This is a genomic window from Bradyrhizobium diazoefficiens USDA 110 (assembly GCF_000011365.1).
GTDB lineage: Bacteria > Pseudomonadota > Alphaproteobacteria > Rhizobiales > Xanthobacteraceae > Bradyrhizobium > Bradyrhizobium diazoefficiens.
Window position 1 is genome coordinate 8,087,709 of sequence record NC_004463.1, and the last position, 21,964, is coordinate 8,109,672.

Genomic DNA, 21,964 nt, shown 5'->3' on the forward strand with positions numbered 1-21,964 from the left:
GTTCTGCCTGCGGCCGCCTCTGGGCCAAAGTGCTACAAGACCGTTAAGCCTCGATTAACCCTGTTTTTGCCGCCAAACCATGGATTTGGCGAGTCTTTTAGCGGTTCCGGCCCCGGCCGTCCGCATGATTCTTTCATCACACGCTCTTCTGGAACCGGCCCGACAGCTCGCCAAAACCCTCGATCAGGGCCTCGGTGCCGTCGACTTCGCCTATCCGAGCCTTGACGTCACGCAGCCACGCCAAATTGGCCTCGCTGGGGTCCTCCCCCAAGGCCAGCTCGGCGTCCTTCAGCTCTCTAAGTAGTGAATGCCATTGCCGATGCAAGGCAACCAGCTGATGCCAAGTGGAGAGAACGTCGTCCCGTGCCGCGCCTTCCCGCGCGCCCCACACCGCCGCGGTCGTGATGCCATTCTCAACCCTTTGAAGAAGCTGAGAAAATCCTCCCTTTTCGATGTCGGCCCGCATCTTCTCGGCCAGCTCGCCAGGGTCCGGCGAGTGGTGATGGTCGTTGGCGAAAGCGGCGATAATGCCGGCGCGGAGCTTGTGGGCCTCCGGATGGGCGAATTCCAGGGCGGCCACCTCCTCGAGGTGCTCATGCAGCAGCCAGGGGTGGTTGATCAGGCATTGCAGGATCAGGGCCTCCCTGCGGGAGATGACGCTGCGCTGGCCCTTCATGATCGGGCTCGTCGCGAGCTGGGGGCTCGCCGCCTGGTAAGGGCCGGAGGGTAGCGGGGTGGGGCCGGGCGCGCCGCGGAACCCCTGGCCGCCGAATCGATTCGCCTGCCCGCCGCTCCGCGGCTGGAACGGGCGGCCGCCCTGACCGGGGCGGAAATTGCCACGGCCGGCAAAGCCGCCGCGGCCGCTCTCGGGCGCAAACGTACGCTGAAGCCGCTCGGCAAGGTCCTGGCGATAATAGCGCCGCACCACCTCGTCGCGAATGCCGCCCGCGAGCTCCTTGATGCGCGCCTCCAGTGCAGCGCGCCGCTCGGGCGTTGCAAAATTGCCGCCTTCGAGCTCGCGCGACCAGAGCATGTCGGCGAGCGGACGCGCCGCCGCGATCACCTCTTCCATCGCGCCACGCCCACCGGAGCGGACGAGATCGTCGGGGTCCTGCCCTTCCGGCAGCAGCGCAAAGCGCAGGCTCTTTCCGGGACTGAGGAATGGCAACGCGAGGTCCGCAGCACGATAGGCCGCCTTCTGCCCGGCCCTGTCGCCGTCGAAGCAGAGGATCGGCTCGTCCGCCATCTTCCAGAGCAGCGCGAGCTGGTTTTCGGTGAGCGCGGTGCCGAGCGGCGCCACGCTGCCTGCAAAGCCCGCGGTGACCATCGCGATGACGTCGACATAGCCTTCGACCACGATCAGCGTGCTGCCGTCATGCGTGGCTTTGCGCGCGGTCTGGTGGTTGTAGAGATTGTCGCCCTTGTGGAAGAGCGGCGTCTCCGGCGAGTTCAGATATTTGGCCGGAACGTCCTTCTCCAGCGCGCGTCCGCCGAAGGCGATGACGCGGCCGCGCAGATCGGTGATCGGAAACATCACGCGATCGCGGAAACGGTCATAGGGCACGGGAATATCGTCGCCGCCGATCAGCAGGCCGGTCTCGACCATGTCGTCGACGGAGACGCCGAGCTTGCCGAGATGCTCCTTCAGCGCGAAGCGATCGGGCGAGGCATAGCCGAGGCGGAACTGCAATTGCGTCGCCGGCGAGATGGCGCGATCGGCGAGATAGCCGCGCGCCTTGGCGCCGACGCGCGAAGCCAGCGTTTCGGCGAAATACTTTGCCGCGAGATCCATGACGTCATGCAGCGAGCGGCGCCGCTGCTCCTGGCGCGCCGCATCGGGCGTCACCGCCGGCAGCGGCAGGCCCGCCATGCTCGCAAGCCGCTCGACCGCCTCTGCGAACGGCAGGCCGTCGGTCTCCATCACGAAGGTGATGATGTCGCCGTGCTTGCCGGAGGAGAAGTCGTGGTAAAAACCCTTCTGGTCGTTGACGTAGAAGGACGGCGTCTTCTCCTGCTGGAACGGCGACAGCCCCTTCCACTCCCGTCCGGCCTTCTTCAGCTTGACGCGCTTGCCTACGACTTCGGAAACCGAAAGTCGGGCACGCAGCTCGTCGAGGAATTGGGGCGTGAAGCGCATGGGGGTGTGTCTAGCGCGAAACCGTGTGAGTCGGGCGAAGGATCAGGGATATAGGTGCGGCCCGCCCAAAAGTCAGGTTTGTCAGGCTTATCCGGGTTATTCGACCTATGCACAGGCGCCGTCATCCCGAGGCGCCCATCCCGTCCCCCCCCCCGCGCAATGGCGAAGCCATTGTCGCTGGAGGCGCTCGCCTCTTCGGCGAGCCTCGAAGGGCGACGGAACAGGTGGCCGGGAATGACGCGAAAAGCTTGAACCTAACCCGGTTCCACGCTTCCATATCCCTATGTTCAGGACCTTTCGAGGCGGCCACAGCGGGGGCTGGCGCATTACCTCGATTTCGCCGGTGACGGGCGAGCCCCTGCCCTTCATGCCGGCGCTGTCGGTCACCGACAGCGAGGCGGTCTCGTTGCCGCTGGTGCCCTCGCGCAATGCTTGGCGGCTTGCCGGCGTGCCCAGCAGCTTGCGCTACACCGAGCGCGCCGAGAAGCAGCAGCTCGTGGCCGTGCAGGCCGGGCTCGGCCGGCTCGAGGCAACCAGCGCGGCGCTGATCCCGATCCGCAAGTCGCAGGCCTGGTGGGAGCTGACGCAGGAAGAGCGCCGCAGGATTTTCGAGGACAGATCGCACCACATCGCCAGCAGCCTGCGCTTCCTGCCCGCCATCGCGCGGCAGCTCTATCACTGCCGCGACCTCGGCGGCCCCTTCGACTTCCTGACTTGGTTCGAGTTCGCCCCCGCGCACGCCTCGCTGTTCGAGGAGCTGGTGGCGATGCTCAGGCGCACCGAGGAATGGACTTACGTCGAACGCGAAGTGGACGTGCGCGTGGTCAAGGAAGTGCTGTCGGCCTAAAGCGCGAAGAGATCGCGCTTTAGGTTATTTTTTTTGAGCATGATCTTGTCGGAAAACCGCTACGCACTTTTCCGGATCATGCTCTAGTGCTCCAGGAAGCGCCCCGACTCGATGCGGGGCAGATCGGCGACGGGCCAGTTGTAGACATAGGTCCAGGCCTTGCCGGCGGTGCCGTCCGGCAGCGTCACGTCGATCAGCTTGCGCAGATATTCGGTCGGCTCCGGAAACCCCTCGCCGCAGGCCTCGTACATGTCGAGCTCGCGCAGCAGCTCGTCGGGCACGCGCATGTGGAACAGCTCGCCATGGACAAGGTCGGACGGCGCATCCGACAGCAGCAAGCCCGGATAATGCTTGATGAGAAAGAGCCGGCCGCGGCAGGTCGCTTTACCCAGAAATTCCGCGTGGCCGGCAAGCAGCCGCGCCATCGGATGGTCGAAGCCACGCGTCAGGGTGCCATAGACGAAGAGACGATCGGAGGTCATGGGGTGTCTATAACTGTGAATTTTGCGGAACGACAGCGTTGCACATTCGATGTCGTCCTGGCGAAAGCCAGGACCCATTACCCCAGGGAGCCGTTTGGCGAAGACTCGTCGTTCGGTACGACTACCGTTCGCAATCGATAGATTCCGCGGTATGGGTCCTGGCTTTCGCCAGGACGACGTTGGAGAGGCGTTGTGCCCGCCTTGCCGCGTAGGCGATCTCGAAGCCGACTCCGATGTCCATCTACAAGACCTCTGCCTCCATCTCCTGGTCGTCCGAAACCACCTTGATGTTCACGTCCATGGCTTCGAAGGCATCCCCGGAGCCGATATAGACGCCGTGCAGCGGGATCGCCTGGCGCGGATCGCGGGCGACCGCGACCCGGATCAGGTCGCGGGTGCCGACGATGCCGTTGGTCGGATCGAACTCGATCCAGCCCGCGCTCGGCAAATAGACCTGCACCCAGGCGTGCGTCGAACCGCCGCCGACGTGCCGCTGCTCGATATCCTCCGGCACGAAGATGTAGCCGGAGACGAATCGCGCGGCGATGCCGAGCTGGCGCAGCGCCTCAATCATGAACAGCGCATAGTCCCGACAAGTTCCTGTGCCCGACTGCAAAGTGTCGAGCGGATGCTGCGTGCCCAACTCGTGGCGCTTGCGGTATTTGAACTGCTTGCGGATGCCGTGCGTCATGCCGCTCAAGATCTTGAAGGTCGGCGTCGGCGCGTCCTCGTCGAGGAAGCCGCGCGCCCACTCCGCGATCTCGCCGTCGGGATCGGTGTATTGCGGCGTGATGTACTGGACGAGATCGGGGAATTCCTCGTCGTCGTAGACGAAGGGATAGAAATAGGCCGGATCGTCCGGCGTCAGCGCGAACTCCTCCACCGGATTGTGCTCGACGGTGACATGCCAGTCGAAGAAAAGCGCGTCCGCGCGCTCGTCGAAATTGGCGATCGCGACCGAATTGCCGAACACGTCGTGGATCCAGTGCAGCGACATCGGCTCGGGCGAGATTTCGAGCCTGGAGTCGAGCACGCGCAGATCGTGCCCGTCGCGCGGACGGAGCATGATCCGGTGTTCGCCGAACGCCACGGGGCGGTTATAGCGATATTCGGTCTTGTGATGAATCGTGAGCAGCGGCATCGTGAGGCGATCATGGTGACTTTGGGCGGATCAATCTATAGCGATTCTGCCCGATTCTTGGGGTGACTGCATTTTCCATAGGCAATCAGGATGGCTTTAGACACAGCCGACGCGACCGATCAACTGCTCGGCGAGGGTGACATTCCGCCAGTGCATGAGGTGAATGCGGCGGGGGCATCGCCCTTTCTGCTCACCGCGGATCACTACGGGCGGGTGCTGCCGCGCGCGCTCGGCGATCTCGGCGTCGCCGAGAACGAGCTGACGCGGCACATCGCCTGGGACATCGGCATTGCCGGCGTCGCCGAGCGGCTGGCAGAAATGCTGGATGCGCACCTGATTGCGCAGCGCTATTCGCGGCTCGTGATCGACTGCAACCGCCCGCCGGGCGCCGTGAGCTCGATTCCCGTGCTGTCCGAGGCAACGGCAATCCCGCGCAATGAGGGCATCTCCGCGGGCGAGCGCGCGGCAAGGCGGCGCGAGATTTTCGAGCCCTATCATCATCGCATCGATGCCACGATCGGCCGCCGCCTGCACGACAAGCGGCCGACGGTGCTGGTGTCGCTGCACAGCTTCACGTCGGTCTATGCCGGTGATGAGCGGCCCTGGCATATCGGCGCGCTCTACAACCGCGACACGGTGCTGCCGCAGCTCCTGATCAAACATCTACGCGCCGAGAGCGATCTCGTCGTCGGCGACAACGAGCCCTATGCGGTCAACGACCTCACCGACTACACCATCCCCGTGCATGGCGAAGCCCGCGGCCTCGTCAACACCGGCATCGAGATCCGCCAGGATCTGATCGCGGACCAGTCCGGCCAGCAGCAATGGGCCGAGCGGCTGGCAAGGATCTTTGCGGAGATCGAGCTGGAGTTGCGCGCGGAGAGGGTGGCATAGCCAGCCAGGCCGGCGCTGCGGTCAGCCGCCACGCGTTGCCACGAACACCGCGAGCGCGGCAAAGATCGCGGCGATGCCCCACAGCACGTAGGCGATGCGGCCGTCGCCGCGGGCGTCGAGCGTGGCCTCGGCCGGGTTGTCGGGGTTGACGCGGACCTCGACGGTCGCGCCGTCCTGATAGCGTGACATCAGCTTTCGCAGCATCTCGTCAGACGCCGACGGCGTTCCTGCCGCGACGCGCGCGCATTCATTGGTGTAGCTGACGTTCTGATAGAGGTAGGTGTAGGTCACGCGCTTGCCGAACATCTCGGTGCCGCGGCGCTCGCCCGGCTCGCTCGCCTGGTGATATTCCTCGATTCCCGACAGCTTGATCGTGCCCGGCACGGTCGGCCACCGCGTCGCCATCGAGGCCTGCCGCTGCACGGCCCACGCCATCAGCGCGATGACGAGGCCGAACGCACCGAAGGCGACGACCAGGCCCGCGAGATCGGGCCGTGCGACGTGATGGGCGAGATATTGGTAACTCTGGTTGAGACCGAAGGCCGAGCCGAACACGATGGCGAGCACGATCACCGTGCCGATGCCGAGACAGCCCCACAGGCCTTTGGGCAGATCGCGCTCCAGCACGGCCTGATCGGGATGGCGCGAATTGTAGTAGACGGTGACGATGCTGCCGGCGGGATATTTCGCGAGCTTCTCGGCGACCTGGAAATTGCCGAGGTCTTCGCCGATCGAAATGCGGTTGCAGCGCAGCTTGCGGCCGCCGACCGAATATTCGTAGGTCACGTTGGCGAAGTTGCGGTTCTCCATCCGATAGCCGTCTTCGCGCTCGTCGTCTGACACCCTGACCTCGCGCACCTCGGCAACTGATGTAACCACCTTGCCGGGTGCCTGCGGCCAGCTCCGCGCCTCGCGCGCCTGCCAGGTCTTCACGACGGCGGCAATCAGGATCAGCGCGAGCGGCGCAAGCAGCATCGCGTAAACGAGCGGGGGCAGAGCAGGCACGGCAAAATCCTTCGTCAGCGGCAATGCCCGATTGGACGCATTGCCGCCGCGAAGGGTTCAAACCAAACCGGCCTCTGGAAGGTTATTTCGCCCTGGTCAGCGCCAGCCAGATGCCGCCGCCGATCATGAAGCCGCCGGAGATGCGCGACATCATCCGCGTGCGGCGGGCCGAGAAGAATTTTCGCGCGCGGCCGGCTGCAATCGCGTAGAGTGCGTCCGTCATCGCCGCGGTGACCATGAAAGTTGCGCCGAGCAGTGCGACTTGCGGGAAGTGGTCGCGGTTCATGTCCATGAACTGCGGGATGAAGGCACCGAAGAACACCAGCACCTTCGGGTTCGATAGCAACACCAGGAAACCTTGCAGGAAGAACCCGCCGCGCGGCGGCGGAGGCGGCTGGTCGACATTGACGCCCTCGACCGGCGCCCAGATCAGCTTGATGCCGAGCCAGACCAGGTAGGCGGCGCCGGCAAAGCGCACCCAGTCGAACCAGTAGCCCATGGTCGCCATCAGCGACGTCAGGCCGATCGCAACGATGCCGATGACGATGGCGAGCCCGGCCTGCGCGCCAAGGACATTGGTCAACGCCGCACGCGTGCCGTGACGCAGGCCGTTGGCGATGACGAGGGTGACGATAGGACCCGGCAGCAGCGCCAGCGCAATGCAGGCGGCGACAAAGGCGAGATAGGCTTGCATGGACATCAGGGAGGGACTCGGCTGAAAGCGGTTGAAGGCATTAATGCACGGGAAGAACGGGAACGGAAGACAGATGAGCGCAGTGTGCCCGCCCAACCACCGGTGTCATACCCCGCGGAGGCGGGGTATCCAGTACGCCGCGGCTTCTCGGTATCCCACGAGCGCCTCGGAATACTGGATCACCCGCTTTCGCGGGTGATGACAGCGGAGAACGTGGCGCGGGTCGCGCCCCCTCACCGCCCATCCAATGCAGCAGCCATCCATTGCTTCATCTCCTCCGTTTCCAGAAGCACGAGCGCGGCGCGCTGCGCGGCATTCGCCTCGCCCGCGCCTTGCGCCACCGCGACGAGCAGATCGCAGCGGCGCGACAGCGCGAGGCCGGCGGCGGCATGGCGCGCGCCGTCGGGCATGTCGAGATCGTAGTGCCTGATGCGGCCCTGCATGGCGGCGACGCTCACGGCCTCGCCCGGCGCGACCGGCGTGAAGCGTGGACTGATCAGGTCGATATCGGTGACACGATCGACCTCGTCGTCATCGGCAACGCCGGTGTCGCAATTGCAGAAGCCGCGCTTGGCGCGGACGTAGAGCTCGACGCCATCGCAGCCGCCCGCCGTACAACGGAACGCGCGGCCGGCGGGCCAGCCGTCGCGGGGAAACGGCCAGCTCATCTCCTGCCAATGCCCGGCGCGGTCCGTCGCATGGACACGCAGACCGGGCAGCGCGCCGAGGGCGATCAAGGCCATCAGCATCCTCGCCCCGCGCCGCATCGTCAGCTCTTCGGCGGGCCGGCGACGGCGCGCGCGGGACCGGTCAGTTCGAGGATATGCAGGCCGGTGTTGGCGCGGTCGACGATGTAGATGTAGCCGCGATCATCCGTCTCCACATTGTTGGTCTGGATCGCGACCTTGCAGCGTTCGCCGCCTTCGATCGGGATGCAGCGCTTGTCGGTCGCGCTCGTGATCGACGGAATGAAATAGCCGACCTCCTTGGGGTGATAGGGGTCGCGGATGTCGAGCGCGCGCACGCCGGCATTGAAGAAGGCGATGAAAGCCAGCTTCTTGTAGTAGACCGGCGCCATGCTCTCGTTCGAGGAGTGCGAGCCGAAGCGGCCGCCGCGCTGGCAGAACTGTCCGCTCGCCTCCGGCACGGTATAGCTCGAGATCATCATCGGCCGCGTCTCGGTGGTGACGTCCGCGAACCACACCATCTGCCGCGCCTCGCCGCATTCGTTGAGGATCGCCTCGTCCACGATCATCACGATGTCGCGGGTCCTGCCGTCCTTGTCCTCGGAAAATTCCGCAACGGGCATGTCGAGCATCGGGAACGTCGTGTGCGCGCCGTTGAAGGCGGACATCGGCATCCGCGCAATCTCGGGATAGCGCAGATTGTCCGGCGTCGGCTCCTTCGGCCCGTTCAGGAGCTTGTCACGATCGACGATCTGAAGGATGCCGCCCTTGTTGGTGCCGTACCCGAAAAAGACGCGATTGCCTTGGGGCCCGGTCGAGATCGGCCCGTGCAGTTCGGTCGGTACCGCGCCGGTGGCGCCGGGCTCCTGACCGGGCAGGCCGAAGTCGCGGATCTTCTGCGGATGCGCGGGATCGGAGAGGTCATAGACCTGCGTCATGCGCCGCGTGCGCCAGTCCGGCGCGCCCGAAACGAGAAAGGCGATACCGGTGTCGCATTCCCACCAGCTCTTGTGCGTGTCCTTCAAGCCGCCAATGCGCGCGATCAGCACAGGGCTGGCGGGATCGGCGACGTTCCAGATCTCATGCGCCTCGCTGCCGAAGGTGCGCAGCATGTACACCGCATTCGGATCGCCCTTCGGCAACGACTTGCCGTCGCAGACCCGCACCATCTGCGCGCCGCCGGATTCATATTTGCCTTCCTGCCCCGGCAGGTGACGCAGATATTTGGGATGCGCGGGATCGGTGACGTCGACGATCGAGGTTCCGTTCGGCTCCGCCTGTCCCGTCATCGGATTGACGGGAGCGGGCACGTCGTCGGTGCCGCCGTGATGGCCGATATAGGCGATCCAGCGCTCGCCCTGATGATGGATGGTCGGCTGATAGGCGCTGCGCGCCTGGAGGTCGTTGGTCCCGACCAGCTTCATGTTGGAAGCTTCCGGCGGCGCGCCGATCGTCTGCTTCTGCGCGTAGGCCGGTGTGCCGCAAGCGAAGAAGACGAGGCCCGCGGCAGTTAAGACGCAACGGAACATGAATCCTCCCGGAACCAATCTGCGTTGGCTGAGCTGAAAGGCTAGCACAGCCGACTGCAGGCGCCCAGAACACGATTTCGCGGCCAGTCATTCCGGGGCGCACGAAGTGCGAACCCGGAATCTCGAGATTCCGGGTTCGACGCTGATGCGTCCCCCGGAATGACGTGCCGCTTGACATGCAACCATTTGGTTGCCTATTGTCACCGCCATGGATGAGGTCTTCAAAGCGCTCGCCGACGCGTCACGACGATCGCTGCTCGACAGGCTTCACGCCAGGAACGGCCAGACGCTGAACGAACTCTGCGAAGGCCTCGCGATGACGCGGCAGGCCGTGACCAAGCATCTGGTGATTCTGGAAGAGGCCAACCTGGTCACGGCCATCAGGCATGGCCGCGAGAAGCTGCATTACCTCAATCCGGTGCCGATCCATCAGATCGGCGAACGCTGGATCAGAAAGTTCGAACGCGGCAAGCTCGCCGCGCTCGGCGAGTTGAAACGCCAGTTGGAGAAGCGCGATGAGTAAGCCGCAATTCGTCTATGTGAGCTATATCGAGACCTCGCCGGAAAAGCTGTGGGAGGCGCTGACGTCGAGCGAGTTCACCAGGCAATACTGGTTCGGCGCCGAGATCCGTTCCGACTGGAAGGTCGGCTCGCCCTTCGCGCTTCTGCTGGACGGCGAAATCACCGATTCCGGCGAGATCCTCGAGGCCGATCCGCCGCGGCGCCTGTCCTACAGCTTCAAGCACCAGAAATACGAAGAGCTCCGCGGCGAGCCGATCTCGCGCGTCGTCTTCACCATCGAACCGTTCGGCTCGCTCGTGCGTTTGACCGTGCTGCATGACGGCTTCGTCGAGGGCGGCAAATATCTCGGCGCCGTCTCCAATGGCTGGCCGGCGATCCTGTCAGGCCTCAAGAGCCTGTTGGAGCGAGGCAAGGTGCTCGCCATTCCCCGCGCAGCCCTCAACAAGGGATTCGACGCAAAATGAACCTCGATCAATTCAAGCCGCTCACCGTCTATACCATCTACATCGCCTCCACACCGGAGAAGGTGTGGGAGGCGCTGACCTCGGCCGAGTTCAGCCGGCAGTATTTCTTCGGCAACGCCGTGGAGGTCGAGCCGCGGCTCGGCGGCGCGTTCGTCGTGCGCACGCCCGACGGCGCCCTGCACATCAGCGGCGAGGTCCTCGCTTACGATCCGCCGCGAAAGCTCTCGGTCACCTTCAACGTCAACTGGCCGGATCTGATCGAGAAGCTCGGCCCGACCCTCGTCACCTACGAGATCGAAGAGGTCGGCGACGCGGTCCGTCTCACCATGAGCGAAGGCCATGACCGGCCGCTCAGCGACGACATCCTCTCCGGCGGACGGCAGGGCTGGCCCGCCATCCTCTCCAGCCTCAAGAGCATGCTCGAGACCGGCAAGCCGCTGGTGGTGAAGATGGGCCCGCCGCAGCGGATGCTGGATGCCCTGAAGGCGATGGGGATCAAGACGCCGTAGCGGCCGGAATCTGCGCCCTCATCGCTTCTTCTTCGCCGGCGGCGGTTGAATCTCGTCGATCTTGCGACGGCAATCCCCTTCCGAATCGTGCGGGCCCGAGACAAAGGTCCCACTGACCTTGATCGCGTACCAGCCCGACTCCACGCCGAGCCGGAGTGCTTCGTCTGTCTTGACGTGTCGTGGGGAGAGAGTTTGCATCAGGTGCTTTCGGTTGGCGTTCGATCTCGTATCGAACCGCGGTGGAATCTTTCAGGCATATCCGGCACGCGCCCGCCGCGTCCGACTCACCCGCGGGAACGGGCAATATGCGCAACCATCGCCGTTACGATGGCGTGATGAGCCAGCTCCGCCGGTGCGAGGAATGAGCCGTTTCACGTCGCGCGCGCATGGTCACGGCGCCGCGTGTGCGAAAGGACGACCGGACTTTCCGACATTGGCGCACCGTGCGCGCAATCACTGCAATTAGCTATCGTTTTCTCGCCCGCGCCGCGCTTTTGACGCGCCAAATGCCGTTCTCGATCGAATAAGGCCGCCGAAGCCTCGTTTTCGACTGCTTGGTCGTGCGTCGGGCTTGCCTCTCACGGCACCGGCGCCACCAGACGCCGATAGAGATGCCACGTCGCATGGCCGAGCACCGGCAGCGTCACGATCAGCCCGAGGAAGTAAGGCAGCGCGGAGACGATCAGCAGCATCACGATCACGGCCGCCCAACCGATCATCGGCAGCGGGCTGGTCACGACCGCGCGCACGCTCGTCACCATGGCCGTGACGAAATCGACCTCGCGGTCGAGCAGCAACGGAAACGACACCACGGTGAGCGAGAACAGGATCAGCGACAACACGGCGCCGACCGCGTTGCCGATGGCGAGGAACAGCAGACCCTCATTGGTCGTCAGCACCACCGTCATGAACTCCTGAAGGCTCGAGAACGAGGCGTGCAGGCCGAGCAGCAGCGCGATCAGGAGCCTCACCTGGTACATCCAGATCACGAACATGAACAGCGTGACGAACGCCATCCAGCCGATCTCGCTGCGCGAGCGTATCGCCGACCAGATCGCGCCGAAGGAGACGGGCTCGCCGCGCTCGCGGCGGCGGCTGACCTCGTAGAGACCGATCGCGACGAACGGGCCGATCAGCGCGAAACCGGCGGCCAGGGGATAGACCAGGTAGACCATGCCGAAAGCGGTGAGGCAGAGCATGATGGCGATGCCGCCGGCGGCATAGAGTGCGCCGAAGCAAAGCCCGTAGAGCGGCAGCGCCTGGAAATCGCGGAGACCCTCGACCAGCGCCTCGGCAATGTCGGTCGCCATAACGGGACGCACCACCGGATCGACCTTGCCCGAGATGGACATCAGCTTCCTCCTCATTTGCCGGTGCGATCTTCGTCGCACGCGGATCGTCCGTGATATTAGCGCCGTCGGGCGCCGCGCGCACGCGCAGTTTGGTTCCGGATGACGGTATCCTGGGAGCCCGGCGGCGCTGCGTCGACGCCCCCTGTCGGGGGCTCACCCGTGCTGCGCGCAACCTCAGAATCTTTCCCCCCTCGAGGGCTTTTGGGCACGATGCCTATGGACGGAACGGACGGTGGTGCCGCAAATTGCACCTTCGAACCAGCACACGCGATGACCAGAGCGGACCACCCGACCGATGAGCTTGCGTACCCGGCTACTGATACTCGTCATCGCGGCCATGCTGGTGCCGGCGAGCCTCGTCGGGCTGCGTTTCATGCAGAATCGAAGCAGCGACATCAACGCCGCCCTGACCAATCTGGCGGCGGCGGCCGACGAGATTGCAAGCGATCTGGACGAGAAGATCCAGGGCACCGCGCAGCTTCACTATGGTCTCGCCCGTGCCCGCGACCTCGACACGCGCGACAAGGCGGCGTGCTCGGCGTTCCTGTCGGAAGTGCGCGAGGAATACCCGCAGTTCACCGGGATATTGACCATCGATCCCGACGGCAGCCTGTTCTGCGACTCGCTGCGGACCAACCGCACGCTCGACCTGAGGGATCGCGCCTATTTCAAGCAGGCCCTAGTCTCGCGCGGTGTCGTGCTCGAGCCGGTCTTCGGCCGGCTGACCGGACTGTCAGTGCTCCAGATCGCATATCCTGTGCGATCGGAAGCCGGCGCGCTGAAGCTGATCCTGCTGGCTTCGTTCAACCTGCGCAAATTCGCGGAGTTTCACCACAAGCGGCTGCTCGCCGAGAAGGATATCCTGCTCGTCGATGCCAAGGGCACGGTTCTGGTCGCTCCCTCCGGCGGAGGCTGGACCGAGCCTGTCGGCGGGTCGATCGCGGGATCCGAACTGTTCCGCTTCGCGGCAACGCCCGACCGGAAGGCGTTTCAGGAAGTGACCGATCGCGAGGGCCGCACCCATGTCTGGAGTGTCGCCGCCCGCTCGCCGTCGACCCTGGATGCCGGTCTCTACATCCTGGTCGGACGGTCCAAGGACGGGCTGGTCGCGGCAGCGAACCGACGACTCTACGAGGACATGGCGATCCTGGCGGTGGCCTCGCTGCTGCTGCTGGCGGCGGTCTGGATCCTCGCGACGGTGAGCGTCGGCCGCCAGGTCGGGCGGCTCGCCGCGATGGCCAAGAGGCTCGGGCGCGGTGACCTCGGCGCGCGAATTCTGCCGCCCCATCCGCGCGGCGAACTCGGCGGACTGATGAGCCTGCTCAACGACACCGCCGAGTCGCTCCAGCAGCAACGCGCCGCCATCGCGGAGCTCAACCAGAAACTCAGCCAGTCCCAGAAGATGGAGGCCATGGGCCAGCTCACCGGCGGCGTGGCGCACGATTTCAACAATCTGCTGACCGTCATTCTCGGCAATGCGGAGCATCTTGCCGACAGCCTGGCGGGAAACAAGGAATTGCACCGGATCGCCGGCGATATCGCGACCGCCGCGGAGCGCGGCTCAGACCTGACGCGGAGCCTGCTCGCCTTCGCACGCAAGCAGCCCTTGAGGCCGAGGGAGATCGACATCGCCGGCAGGATTCGCGACATGGAGCCGTTGCTGCGTCGGACCCTGGGCGGGCACATCGAGTGCGCTTTCGCGCTCGAGGCGAATGTGTGGTTGACCAGCGTCGATCCCGGCCAGCTGACAACTGCGCTGCTCAACCTCGTGCTCAACGCGCGCGACGCCTTGCCTGACGGCGGCAAGCTGACGGTCGAGGTGCGCAACGTTTCGCTCGAAGAAACTGACGTCGACGTCAACGGCGAGCCGCGGCCCGGCGACTACGTCATGGTCGCGGTGACGGACACGGGCAGCGGCATGACCGCCGAGGTGGCGAGCCGCGCGTTCGAGCCGTTCTTCACCACCAAGGAGGTCGGCAAGGGGACCGGGCTTGGCCTCAGCATGGTCTACGGGTTCGTGCGACAATCCGGCGGCCTGGTGCAGATGCAGTCCGAACCGGGACACGGCAGCGTCGTCAGGCTGTTCTTTCCCCGCCTCGCAATGCCGCCGACCGAGGACCCATCCCCCCAGGATCGGACCGTCGCACCCGACGGAAGCGAGACCATTCTCGTGGTCGAGGACGACGACATGGTTCGGGCCTATGTCGTGAACGAGCTGAAGACGCTCGGCTACCGCGTCATCGCGGCGCCGAACGGCCCCGCGGCGCTCGACCTGTTGCGCCGGCCGGGGGACATCCACCTGCTGTTCACCGACGTCGTGATGCCCGGCGGCATGTTCGGGCCGGAGCTTGCCAGGCAGGCCACCGGCTTGCGGCCCGAGCTCAAGGTGCTCTTCACCTCCGGCTACACCCAAAATCCCGTCAAGACGCCCGACGGGCTCGGCGACGCCCGTATTCTGACAAAACCGTTCCGGCGGCACGACCTCGCCACGATGCTGCGGTCCGCCCTGTCGGCGCCGCCGCGATGACGTCAGGACGACCACGTGAGCAGAAGCGCCACGCCAAGATTGGCCGCGAACAGGGCCGCGTCGATCACGAAGATCCTGAGCATCGGCCCCTTCAACACGGGCCAGTAGGCAACCCCGACGCGTCCGCCGCGCATCAGGACCGGCAGGTTATAGGCGAACTGGCTGAAGTGGCAGGCGGCGAAGAACAGGAACAGCACAAGCTGCGCCTCGACGGGCTGGAAGAACGGCGGGCGCGCGACCAGAAGAAAGAACGACAAAAGCCCGATCGGCAAATTCATCCCGCCCAGGAACGCCACGCTGGCCGCGAGGGTCGGCGCGATTGGATTGCTCCGCTCTTCCCGCGGCAGCAAGATCTTCAACGTGTTGCGCTGTGCAATGCTGAACTGGATGAATGCGCCGCCGAACCAGAGCGCGTTGAGAAGCAGAACGAAATCCGAAAGGCGCATGTCTATTTTCCGTAAAAGGCTTCGCTGCGCACCACGCGGCCGGCAGCGTCGAAATCCATGAACTCGCTGGCGCGCGTGTCGCCGAGCTGCCACCACACCGTCAGCCGCGAGATCGTGTCATCCCAGCTCCAGGTCAGGATCTTCAGGTCGGTGCTTTCGATGTGGCCATCGGCCTTCCGCCAGTAGGCGCGGATATTTTCGGCGCCAGCGACGACAGGAGAGCCGGTCAGTGTCAGCGCCAGCGGGCTGCGCATCTGCGCATTGTCGGCAAAGTGCGCGACGACCGCGTCGATATCGACCTTGCACCAGTTCGCGCACCATGCCGCGACGAAGCGTTCGGCGGCTGCGCGATTCATTATCTGTGCACTCGTGTCTTGAGCGCTCATCTCTTGAGCGCTCCCGGCTTCCGTCCGCTCATGACGCGGCCCTCCCCTGGCTCGTTGCCGGGAAAGTGGCAAAGTCCACGCCTCATGTCAACTATGTTGACTTGAGAATTCGTCAGTGGTTGTCGGCGATCGCCCCCATGACGGCCATCCATGACGCCGCGCCGGACGCCCCGACGCGATCGAACGCCGCGCGCAGGGCCTTGCGCTCGTGGTCCGATGCCCTTTGCTCGATACGTTTCCCGGCGTCCGTCAGGCGCAGCAGCTTGGAGCGATGCTGCTCGGGCGAGCGCTTCGACGTCAGGAGCTTGCGCTCCAGCAGCAGGTTGAGCGGCCGGTTCAACGCCTGCTTGGAAATGCCGAGGATCTCGATCAGCGCGCCGATCGCGATGTCGGGCCGGCGGGCCACCACGTAGAGGATACGATGGTGCGGGCGCGACAGGCCCTGCTTTGCAAGATACTCGTCGGCCTCCAGCGTCATCCCGCGCCAGCCGTAATACATGAGCTCCAGCGCAGCATCGAGATCGTGCAGCTTCGCAAGTGAGGCGCGGTGAAGCCCCGCGGCTTGAGACGTCTTTGGCATTGTAAGAAGCTAACCCTTCGCCCGCAGTTCGCGCCGCAGCACCTTGCCGGTCGCCGTCATCGGCAGCGTCTCGGCGAACTCCACGAAGCGCGGATATTCGTGCGCGGCGAGCTGCACCTTCACGAACTCCTGGATCTCGCGCGCGAGCGCGTCGCTGCCGGTAAAGCCCGGACGCAGCACGATCCAGGCCTTGATCGACTCCGTGCGGATCGGATCGGGAATACCGACCACCGCGGCCATCGCCACCGACGGATGCTTCATCAGCGTGTGCTCGATCTCGGATGGGCCGACGCGATAGCCGGCGGTGGTGATGACGTCGTCCTCGCGGCTGACATACCAGAAATAGCCGTCCTCGTCCTGCACGCCGAGATCGCCGGTGAGCAGGAAGTCGCCGGCATATTTCTTACGCGTCGCCTCCGGATTGCGCCAGTATTCGAGCATGGTGACGGGGCACGGCTGGCGCACGCCGATGATGCCGCGCTGCCCGCGCGGCTGCTCCTCGCCCTTGTCGTTGACGATGCGGACGTCGAAGCCCGGCGTCGCCTTGCCCATCGCGCCGGGCCGGATCGGAAACAGGTTGGAGTTGCTGCCGATCACGAGATTGCACTCGGTCTGGCCGAATACTTCGTGCGCGTCGATGCCGAAGGTCTCGCGCACCCAGCCCAAGAGTTCGCCGCCGAGCGATTCGCCGCCGGTGAAAATGCTGCGCAGCTTGACGCCGGGATGCTTCACGCCGGCCTGCCGCATCAGCTTCAGCGCCGTCGGCGGCAGGAAGACGTTGCGGACGGAAAGATCGGCCATCATCTGCATCGCCGCCTGCGGCTCGAATTTTCGGGCGCGGTGACCGACCAGGGGAATGCCGTGATACCAGAACGCGAGCAGGCCGTTGACGAGGCCGCCGATCCAGGCCCAGTCCGCCGGCGTCCACATCAGATCGCCGGGGCGCGGCAGGAAGTTGTGGCACATCTCGACGTTCGGCAGATGGCCGAGCACGACGCGATGCGCATGCAGCGCTCCCTTCGGATTGCCCGTTGTGCCCGAGGTGTAGATGATCAGCGCAGGATCGTCGGCCGAGGTGTCGACGGTCGCAAAATCCTCGGACGCGGTTTCGATCGCCGGCCAGAACGGTTTTGCGCCGGCGTGGACGGCGCCGCTCGTGACATAGATGTCCTGCAAATAGGGCAGCCGATCGCGGACCCTCGTGAGCTTCTCCCAGCCCGCCTCATCAGTGATGATGGCTCTTGCTTGCGAATTCGACAGGCGAAATTCCAGCGCGTCCTCGCCGAACAGCGCGAACAGAGGGATCGAGATCAGCCCGGAGCGGAACGCCGCCATATGCGCGATAGGCAGCTCCAGCGACTGCGACAGGAACACCGCGACGCGGTCGCCGCGCGCAAGGCCATCCGCCTTCAGCACGTTGGCGAAGCGGCGCGACATCTCCGCGACCTCGTCGAAGGAGGTGCGCGTGGTGGCGCCGTTCTCGTCGACATAGATCAGCGCGAGACGGCCGGTACCGTCGGCATGGCGGTCGCAGCACGCCTCCGCCATGTTGAAGCGCGCCGGGATATCCCAGCGGAAGTTGCGATAGAGCTCGTCGTAGGTCTTGGCTTCGGTGAGCATGGCTCGCGTTTCCACGGTCTTGGCGTCATGGCCGGGCGAAAGCGCGAAGCGCGTCTTCGCGATCAAAGTCCCGGCCATCCACGCCCTTGCTTCTTGAGCCTAGTCTAAGCTCGTGGATGCCCGGGACAAGCCCGGGCATGATCTGCATTCGACGTCGTTCCGGGGCGGTCCGCAGGACCGACCCCGGAATCTCGAGATTCTCAGGCGTGCAATTGCGCACCATAGTTCGCGCTTTGCGCGCGCCGGAATGACCGCGAGAGAATTATCGCACTGTCGCGAAGAACTTCCTGACATCGCGCACGAACAGCTCCGGCTGCTCGAAGGCGGCGAAATGGCCACCCTTCTCCATCTCGCTCCAATGCGTGATGTTGGAAAAGTTGGGCTCCATCCAGCGCCGTATCGGCGTGATGATCTCCTTCGGGAAGACGGCGACACCGGTCGGCACGCCGACCCTGGGCGTTGTGCGGCGCTTGCCAAAGCTTTCCCAATAGAGCCGTGCGGACGAGGTCGCCGTCTCCGTCGCCCAATAGAGCATGACGTTGTCGAGCAGTTCGTCCCTGGAGAAGATGTTCTCGGGATGACCGCCGCAATCGGTCCAGGCCCAGAACTTTTCCAGAATCCAGGCCGCCTGCCCGCTCGGCGAATCCGTCAAGCCGTAGCCGAGCGTCTGCGGCCGCGTCGACTGCTGCTTGGAATAACCGGAGTCGAGATCGACATAATGCTTGAGGCCGGCGAGCGCGCGCTTCTCCTCCGCCGTCGGCTCGCCCTCGACCTTCGGCGCCGCGTTGAAGGCGAGCGTGATGTGGATACCGGCGCAATGCTCGGCGTCCTGCGCGCCGAGCGAGGTCGTCACCGCCGAGCCCCAGTCGCCGCCTTGCGCGCCATAGCGTGCGTAACCAAGCCGTTCCATCAGCTTCGCCCATGTCGCGGCGATGCGGTCGACGCCCCAGCCGGTGGTCTTCGGCTTGGCGGAGAAGCCGAATCCCGGCAGCGAGGGACAGACGACGTGGAACGCATCCGCAGGATTGCCGCCATGCGCGGCGGGATCGACCAGCGGCGCGATCACCTTCTGGAATTCCACGATCGAGCCGGGCCAGCCATGGGTGATGATCAGCGGCAGCGCGGAGGGCTCCCTCGAACGCGCATGCAGGAAGTGGATATCGAGCCCGTCGATCTCGGTCGTGTATTGATCGATGCGGTTGAGCCTGGCTTCGCGGGCGCGCCAGTCGTAGCCATCAGCCCAATAGGTGCAGATCTCCCGGATCCATTTCAGCGGCGCGCCCTGGCTCCAGTCGTCGACGAGTTCAGCCTCCGGCCAGCGCGTGCGGGCGAGGCGCGATTTGAGATCGGCGAGGATGTCGTCGCTGATGGCGATGCGGAACGGCTTGATGGCGCCGGTCATCGGTTGCCTCCCCTTGTTCTTTTGTCATTCCGGGGCGCGCCCCTTGGCGCGAGCCCGGAATCCATTGCGCAACAGAACTGGCGGCCCGATGGATTCTCTGATGCGCAATTGCGCATCATAGCTCGACGCTGACGCGTCGCCCCGGAATGACAACTCAGCCCGACAGCGCCGCCTTCACCAAACCACTCGCCTTGCCGAAATCCATCTGGCCGGCGTACTTCGCCCGCAACACCGCGATCACCTTGCCCATGTCCTTCATGCCGGCTGCACCGGTTTCAGCGATCGCGTCCGAGATCGCCTTCTTGACCTCGTCATCGGACATCTGCTTCGGCAGGTAGGCCGAGATCACCGCGATCTCCTCGCGCTCCTGCTGGGCAAGCTCGGCGCGGCCGCCCTTGTCGTAGAGCTCGACCGATTCCTGGCGCTGCTTGATCATCTTCTGCAGCACGGCGAGCAGGTCGGCGTCCGACAGCGGCGGCTTGCCGCTGCCGCGGGCCTCGATGTCGGCGTTCTTGAAGGTCGAATTGACCATGCGCAGCGTGGACAGCTTGCGCTCGTCCTTGGCCTTCATGGCCTCCTTGACCGCATTGTTGATGTCGTCGCGCAGCATGGTCGTGATCCCTTTGAATATCCGACGCCTGATCTAGGCCGTTCGCGCTCCCGAGACAACCTGGCTTTGCAGCCATTCGGTCAGCGCCTGCACCGTCGCCGCGGGCTGTTCCGGCTGCGGCAGATGCCCGCAATTCGCCAGAACGACGAGCTTCGCGCCGGCAATGCCGTCCGCCATCTCCTTCGAGAACGCATTGGGAATCGTGTTGTCCTGATCGCCGGTCAGCACCAGCGTTGGGCATTTGATCGTGGCCAGCGTCGGCCGCGAGTCGACCCGCGCAATGATCGCGGTCTGCTGCCGCAGATAGCCGTCGACGCCGACGTCGTCGCCCTGCTCATGCACGAGCCGGCGAAGGTCGGCATCGTCGCGGCGCGAGGGATGCACCAGTTCCGGAAACATCTCCTCGCGCGCGGCACGCAACTCCCCGCGCTTCGCGCGCTCCATCAGGCCGCGGCGGCGCTGGGTCGCCTCCGCCGTATCGGGCCGGGCCTGGGTGTTGATCAGCGCGAGCCTCAAAACCCGCTCGGGCGCCTGGCGCATGATCTCCAGCGCGATGTAGCCACCCATGGAATGGCCGGCGAGCGCAAAGCGCGGCGGGGCCTCGCCCAGCACGCGGCGGGCGATCGCCGCCATGCTGTCATCGCGGATATGGTTGGCGACCATCACCGGGCCGAACCGCCACAGCGCCGGGATCACCGGGGCATAGATCCGGGCCGAGGAGGCCAGCCCCGGAACCAGCAGAAGCGGGGTGGTCTGGTCCATTATTGCCTCGAAAGCCCCTGGATTTGCCGGAAATTGTGCGGTCAAGCTTAAGTACCCGGGACGGGCTGTCAAATATGCAAAAACGCATGTGAATCGGGCCTCTCCCGCTTTGACGGAGGCGCGCGGGCAGACTATGAAACGCGCTCATGACACAACATGACAACGATCCCGCCTGGCCGGACCATAAACCGACCGCGCTCCTCGTGCTCGCCGATGGCACGGTGCTCGAAGGCTTCGGTCTCGGCGCCGAAGGCCACGCCGTCGGTGAAGTCTGCTTCAACACCGCGATGACCGGTTATGAGGAGATCCTCACCGATCCCTCCTATGCCGGCCAGCTCATCACCTTCACCTTCCCGCATATCGGCAATGTCGGTACCAACGAGGAAGACATCGAGACGGTGAACATGGCCGCGACGCCGGGCGCGCGCGGCGTGATCCTGCGCACCGCCATCACCGATCCCTCGAACTACCGCGCCACCAAGCATCTCGACGCCTGGCTGAAGGCGCGCGGCATCATCGGCCTCTCCGGCATCGACACCCGCGCGCTGACCGCGCTGATCCGCAGCAAGGGCATGCCCAATGCCGTGATCGCGCATGCCAGGAACGGCGAGTTCGACCTGCATGGTCTGAAGGAAGAAGCCCGCGAATGGCCGGGACTCGAGGGCATGGACCTCGTGCCGATGGTCACCTCCGGCCAGCGCTTCACCTGGGACGAGACGCCGTGGCTCTGGGACAAGGGCTTTGGCCAGCAGGACAAGACCGAGTTCAACGTCGTCGCCATCGACTACGGCATCAAGCGCAACATTTTGCGCCTGCTCGCCGGCGTCGGCTGCAAGGTGACGGTGGTGCCGGCAACGACGTCAGCCGAAGATATCCTGGCGATGAAGCCGGACGGCGTGTTCCTGTCGAACGGCCCGGGCGATCCGGCCGCGACCGGCAAATATGCCGTGCCTGTCATCCGGGACGTCATCAAGTCGGGCACGCCGACCTTCGGGATTTGTCTTGGCCACCAGATGCTCGGCCTCGCCGTCGGCGCCAAGACCAAGAAGATGCATCAGGGCCACCACGGCGCCAATCATCCCGTGAAGGACGAGACCACCGGCAAGGTCGAGATCACCTCGATGAACCACGGCTTCGCGGTGGACGAGAAGACGCTGCCGAAGGGTGCGACGCAGACCCACATCTCGCTGTTCGACGGCTCCAATTGCGGCATCCAGCTCGACGGCAAGCCGGTGTTCTCGGTGCAGTACCACCCCGAGGCTTCGCCGGGCCCGCGCGACTCGCACTACCTGTTCCAGCGCTTCGCCGAGCTGATGCGGCAGAAGAAGAGCGCGTAAGCGGCAAGATCACCCGGCGGATGAATCCGCCG

23 protein-coding genes are annotated in these 21,964 nt (G+C 65.0%); 7 read left to right on the plus strand and 16 right to left on the minus strand.

All coding sequences use genetic code 11. The annotated features are described in order from the left end of the window. Positions 1–136: 136 nt before the first annotated feature. Positions 137–2,137, minus strand: a complete 2,001-nt coding sequence (gene dnaG, locus BJA_RS37285) for a DNA primase (protein ID WP_011090085.1) — start codon at positions 2,135–2,137, stop codon at positions 137–139. Between the two features lie 283 nt (positions 2,138–2,420). Between dnaG and BJA_RS37290 the strand changes: the two genes are divergently transcribed. Next, positions 2,421–2,984 (plus strand): chlorite dismutase family protein, encoded by a 564-nt coding sequence (locus BJA_RS37290; protein ID WP_011090086.1) that lies wholly within the window; start codon positions 2,421–2,423, stop codon positions 2,982–2,984. Positions 2,985–3,067: 83 nt separating this feature from the next. On the opposite strand, the gene BJA_RS37295 is transcribed toward BJA_RS37290, so the two are convergent. Together BJA_RS37295 and BJA_RS37300 are read right to left on the minus strand one after the other, a co-directional pair. Next, positions 3,068–3,466, minus strand: a complete 399-nt coding sequence (locus BJA_RS37295; protein WP_011090087.1) for a gamma-glutamylcyclotransferase family protein — start codon at positions 3,464–3,466, stop codon at positions 3,068–3,070. Positions 3,467–3,707: 241 nt separating this feature from the next. Next, positions 3,708–4,607, minus strand: coding sequence for a transglutaminase family protein (locus BJA_RS37300; protein ID WP_011090088.1), 900 nt, complete (start codon positions 4,605–4,607; stop codon positions 3,708–3,710). Between the two features lie 90 nt (positions 4,608–4,697). On the opposite strand from BJA_RS37300, the gene BJA_RS37305 reads away from it, so the two are divergent. Further along, entirely contained in the window at positions 4,698–5,501 is an 804-nt protein-coding gene (locus BJA_RS37305; protein ID WP_011090089.1) for an N-formylglutamate amidohydrolase, read from the plus strand. A 21-nt stretch (positions 5,502–5,522) separates the two neighbouring features. Here the strand turns inward: BJA_RS37305 and BJA_RS37310 are convergent, their stop codons facing one another. The 4 genes from BJA_RS37310 to BJA_RS37325 all read right to left on the minus strand — a co-directional run bounded on the left by BJA_RS37310 (position 5,523) and on the right by BJA_RS37325 (position 9,415). Next, a complete protein-coding gene (locus tag BJA_RS37310; protein ID WP_011090090.1) occupies positions 5,523–6,506 on the minus strand; it encodes a DUF3592 domain-containing protein in 984 nt (327 codons plus the stop codon). A gap of 82 nt (positions 6,507–6,588) precedes the next feature. Next, positions 6,589–7,206, minus strand: a complete 618-nt coding sequence (locus BJA_RS37315; RefSeq protein WP_011090091.1) for a LysE family translocator — start codon at positions 7,204–7,206, stop codon at positions 6,589–6,591. Positions 7,207–7,433: 227 nt separating this feature from the next. Next, positions 7,434–7,943 carry a hypothetical protein gene (locus BJA_RS37320; protein WP_231166630.1) on the minus strand — a complete coding sequence of 170 codons (510 nt, stop codon included), beginning with the start codon at positions 7,941–7,943 and terminating at the stop codon, positions 7,434–7,436. Between the two features lie 26 nt (positions 7,944–7,969). Then, on the minus strand, positions 7,970–9,415 hold the full coding sequence (locus tag BJA_RS37325) for an LVIVD repeat-containing protein (RefSeq protein ID WP_063921548.1): 1,446 nt from the start codon (positions 9,413–9,415) through the stop codon (positions 7,970–7,972). 208 nt (positions 9,416–9,623) lie between these two features. On the opposite strand from BJA_RS37325, the gene BJA_RS37330 reads away from it, so the two are divergent. The 3 genes from BJA_RS37330 to BJA_RS37340 are packed head-to-tail and all read left to right on the plus strand — an operon-like array spanning position 9,624 to position 10,910. Further along, positions 9,624–9,938: an ArsR/SmtB family transcription factor gene (locus tag BJA_RS37330; RefSeq protein WP_011090094.1), complete on the plus strand. Its 315-nt coding sequence runs from the start codon at positions 9,624–9,626 to the stop codon at positions 9,936–9,938. Further along, a complete protein-coding gene (locus tag BJA_RS37335; protein WP_011090095.1) occupies positions 9,931–10,401 on the plus strand; it encodes an SRPBCC family protein in 471 nt (156 codons plus the stop codon). Before BJA_RS37330 ends, BJA_RS37335 begins: the two co-directional genes overlap by 8 nt. Next, positions 10,398–10,910 carry an SRPBCC family protein gene (locus BJA_RS37340; RefSeq protein ID WP_011090096.1) on the plus strand — a complete coding sequence of 171 codons (513 nt, stop codon included), beginning with the start codon at positions 10,398–10,400 and terminating at the stop codon, positions 10,908–10,910. Before BJA_RS37335 ends, BJA_RS37340 begins: the two co-directional genes overlap by 4 nt. 18 nt (positions 10,911–10,928) lie before the next feature. On the opposite strand, the gene BJA_RS43355 is transcribed toward BJA_RS37340, so the two are convergent. Together BJA_RS43355 and BJA_RS37345 are read right to left on the minus strand one after the other, a co-directional pair. Next, positions 10,929–11,108, minus strand: a complete 180-nt coding sequence (locus tag BJA_RS43355; RefSeq protein WP_028172854.1) for a hypothetical protein — start codon at positions 11,106–11,108, stop codon at positions 10,929–10,931. 380 nt (positions 11,109–11,488) lie between these two features. Then, positions 11,489–12,262 (minus strand): DUF2189 domain-containing protein, encoded by a 774-nt coding sequence (locus BJA_RS37345; protein WP_028172853.1) that lies wholly within the window; start codon positions 12,260–12,262, stop codon positions 11,489–11,491. A 295-nt stretch (positions 12,263–12,557) separates the two neighbouring features. Here BJA_RS37345 and BJA_RS37350 point away from each other — a divergent pair, with 295 nt between their 5' ends. Continuing rightward, the gene (locus tag BJA_RS37350; protein WP_011090098.1) at positions 12,558–14,789 is read left to right on the plus strand and encodes an ATP-binding protein; all 2,232 of its coding nucleotides are present in this window, start codon (positions 12,558–12,560) and stop codon (positions 14,787–14,789) included. Between the two features lie 2 nt (positions 14,790–14,791). Here BJA_RS37350 and BJA_RS37355 read toward each other — a convergent pair whose 3' ends face one another. The 7 genes from BJA_RS37355 to BJA_RS37385 all read right to left on the minus strand — a co-directional run bounded on the left by BJA_RS37355 (position 14,792) and on the right by BJA_RS37385 (position 20,595). Next, positions 14,792–15,235 (minus strand): hypothetical protein, encoded by a 444-nt coding sequence (locus BJA_RS37355; protein WP_011090099.1) that lies wholly within the window; start codon positions 15,233–15,235, stop codon positions 14,792–14,794. Positions 15,236–15,237: 2 nt separating this feature from the next. Further along, complete coding sequence (locus BJA_RS37360) at positions 15,238–15,591, minus strand: nuclear transport factor 2 family protein (RefSeq protein ID WP_038965424.1); 354 nt, start codon at positions 15,589–15,591, stop codon at positions 15,238–15,240. 142 nt (positions 15,592–15,733) lie between these two features. Continuing rightward, positions 15,734–16,201, minus strand: a complete 468-nt coding sequence (locus tag BJA_RS37365) for a MarR family transcriptional regulator (protein WP_011090101.1) — start codon at positions 16,199–16,201, stop codon at positions 15,734–15,736. A 9-nt stretch (positions 16,202–16,210) separates the two neighbouring features. Further along, a complete protein-coding gene (locus BJA_RS37370; RefSeq protein ID WP_038965432.1) occupies positions 16,211–17,821 on the minus strand; it encodes an acyl-CoA synthetase in 1,611 nt (536 codons plus the stop codon). Between the two features lie 262 nt (positions 17,822–18,083). Further along, positions 18,084–19,223, minus strand: a complete 1,140-nt coding sequence (locus BJA_RS37375; protein WP_011090103.1) for an epoxide hydrolase family protein — start codon at positions 19,221–19,223, stop codon at positions 18,084–18,086. 154 nt (positions 19,224–19,377) lie between these two features. Continuing rightward, entirely contained in the window at positions 19,378–19,833 is a 456-nt protein-coding gene (locus tag BJA_RS37380; RefSeq protein WP_011090104.1) for a GatB/YqeY domain-containing protein, read from the minus strand. Positions 19,834–19,866: 33 nt separating this feature from the next. Beyond that, positions 19,867–20,595, minus strand: coding sequence for an alpha/beta fold hydrolase (locus tag BJA_RS37385; RefSeq protein ID WP_011090105.1), 729 nt, complete (start codon positions 20,593–20,595; stop codon positions 19,867–19,869). A gap of 146 nt (positions 20,596–20,741) precedes the next feature. Between BJA_RS37385 and carA the strand changes: the two genes are divergently transcribed. Next, positions 20,742–21,932: a glutamine-hydrolyzing carbamoyl-phosphate synthase small subunit gene (gene carA, locus BJA_RS37390; RefSeq protein WP_011090106.1), complete on the plus strand. Its 1,191-nt coding sequence runs from the start codon at positions 20,742–20,744 to the stop codon at positions 21,930–21,932. Positions 21,933–21,964 lie beyond the last annotated feature (32 nt).

Coding starts and splice junctions, on each gene's coding strand:
- dnaG (WP_011090085.1), bottom strand. CDS start 2,137: ATGCGCTTCACGCCCCAATTCCTCGACGAGCTGCGTGCCCGACTTTCG.
- BJA_RS37360 (WP_038965424.1), bottom strand. CDS start 15,591: ATGAATCGCGCAGCCGCCGAACGCTTCGTCGCGGCATGGTGCGCGAAC.
- BJA_RS37370 (WP_038965432.1), bottom strand. CDS start 17,821: ATGCTCACCGAAGCCAAGACCTACGACGAGCTCTATCGCAACTTCCGC.
- BJA_RS37290 (WP_011090086.1), top strand. CDS start 2,421: ATGTTCAGGACCTTTCGAGGCGGCCACAGCGGGGGCTGGCGCATTACC.
- BJA_RS37375 (WP_011090103.1), bottom strand. CDS start 19,223: ATGACCGGCGCCATCAAGCCGTTCCGCATCGCCATCAGCGACGACATC.
- BJA_RS37350 (WP_011090098.1), top strand. CDS start 12,558: ATGAGCTTGCGTACCCGGCTACTGATACTCGTCATCGCGGCCATGCTG.
- BJA_RS37355 (WP_011090099.1), bottom strand. CDS start 15,235: ATGCGCCTTTCGGATTTCGTTCTGCTTCTCAACGCGCTCTGGTTCGGC.
- BJA_RS37295 (WP_011090087.1), bottom strand. CDS start 3,466: ATGACCTCCGATCGTCTCTTCGTCTATGGCACCCTGACGCGTGGCTTC.
- BJA_RS37385 (WP_011090105.1), bottom strand. CDS start 20,595: ATGGACCAGACCACCCCGCTTCTGCTGGTTCCGGGGCTGGCCTCCTCG.
- BJA_RS37380 (WP_011090104.1), bottom strand. CDS start 19,833: ATGCTGCGCGACGACATCAACAATGCGGTCAAGGAGGCCATGAAGGCC.
- BJA_RS37325 (WP_063921548.1), bottom strand. CDS start 9,415: ATGTTCCGTTGCGTCTTAACTGCCGCGGGCCTCGTCTTCTTCGCTTGC.
- BJA_RS37335 (WP_011090095.1), top strand. CDS start 9,931: ATGAGTAAGCCGCAATTCGTCTATGTGAGCTATATCGAGACCTCGCCG.
- BJA_RS37315 (WP_011090091.1), bottom strand. CDS start 7,206: ATGTCCATGCAAGCCTATCTCGCCTTTGTCGCCGCCTGCATTGCGCTG.
- BJA_RS37345 (WP_028172853.1), bottom strand. CDS start 12,262: ATGTCCATCTCGGGCAAGGTCGATCCGGTGGTGCGTCCCGTTATGGCG.
- BJA_RS37340 (WP_011090096.1), top strand. CDS start 10,398: ATGAACCTCGATCAATTCAAGCCGCTCACCGTCTATACCATCTACATC.
- BJA_RS37305 (WP_011090089.1), top strand. CDS start 4,698: ATGGCTTTAGACACAGCCGACGCGACCGATCAACTGCTCGGCGAGGGT.
- BJA_RS37320 (WP_231166630.1), bottom strand. CDS start 7,943: ATGGCCTTGATCGCCCTCGGCGCGCTGCCCGGTCTGCGTGTCCATGCG.
- carA (WP_011090106.1), top strand. CDS start 20,742: ATGACACAACATGACAACGATCCCGCCTGGCCGGACCATAAACCGACC.
- BJA_RS37300 (WP_011090088.1), bottom strand. CDS start 4,607: ATGCCGCTGCTCACGATTCATCACAAGACCGAATATCGCTATAACCGC.
- BJA_RS37365 (WP_011090101.1), bottom strand. CDS start 16,201: ATGCCAAAGACGTCTCAAGCCGCGGGGCTTCACCGCGCCTCACTTGCG.
- BJA_RS37330 (WP_011090094.1), top strand. CDS start 9,624: ATGGATGAGGTCTTCAAAGCGCTCGCCGACGCGTCACGACGATCGCTG.
- BJA_RS43355 (WP_028172854.1), bottom strand. CDS start 11,108: ATGCAAACTCTCTCCCCACGACACGTCAAGACAGACGAAGCACTCCGG.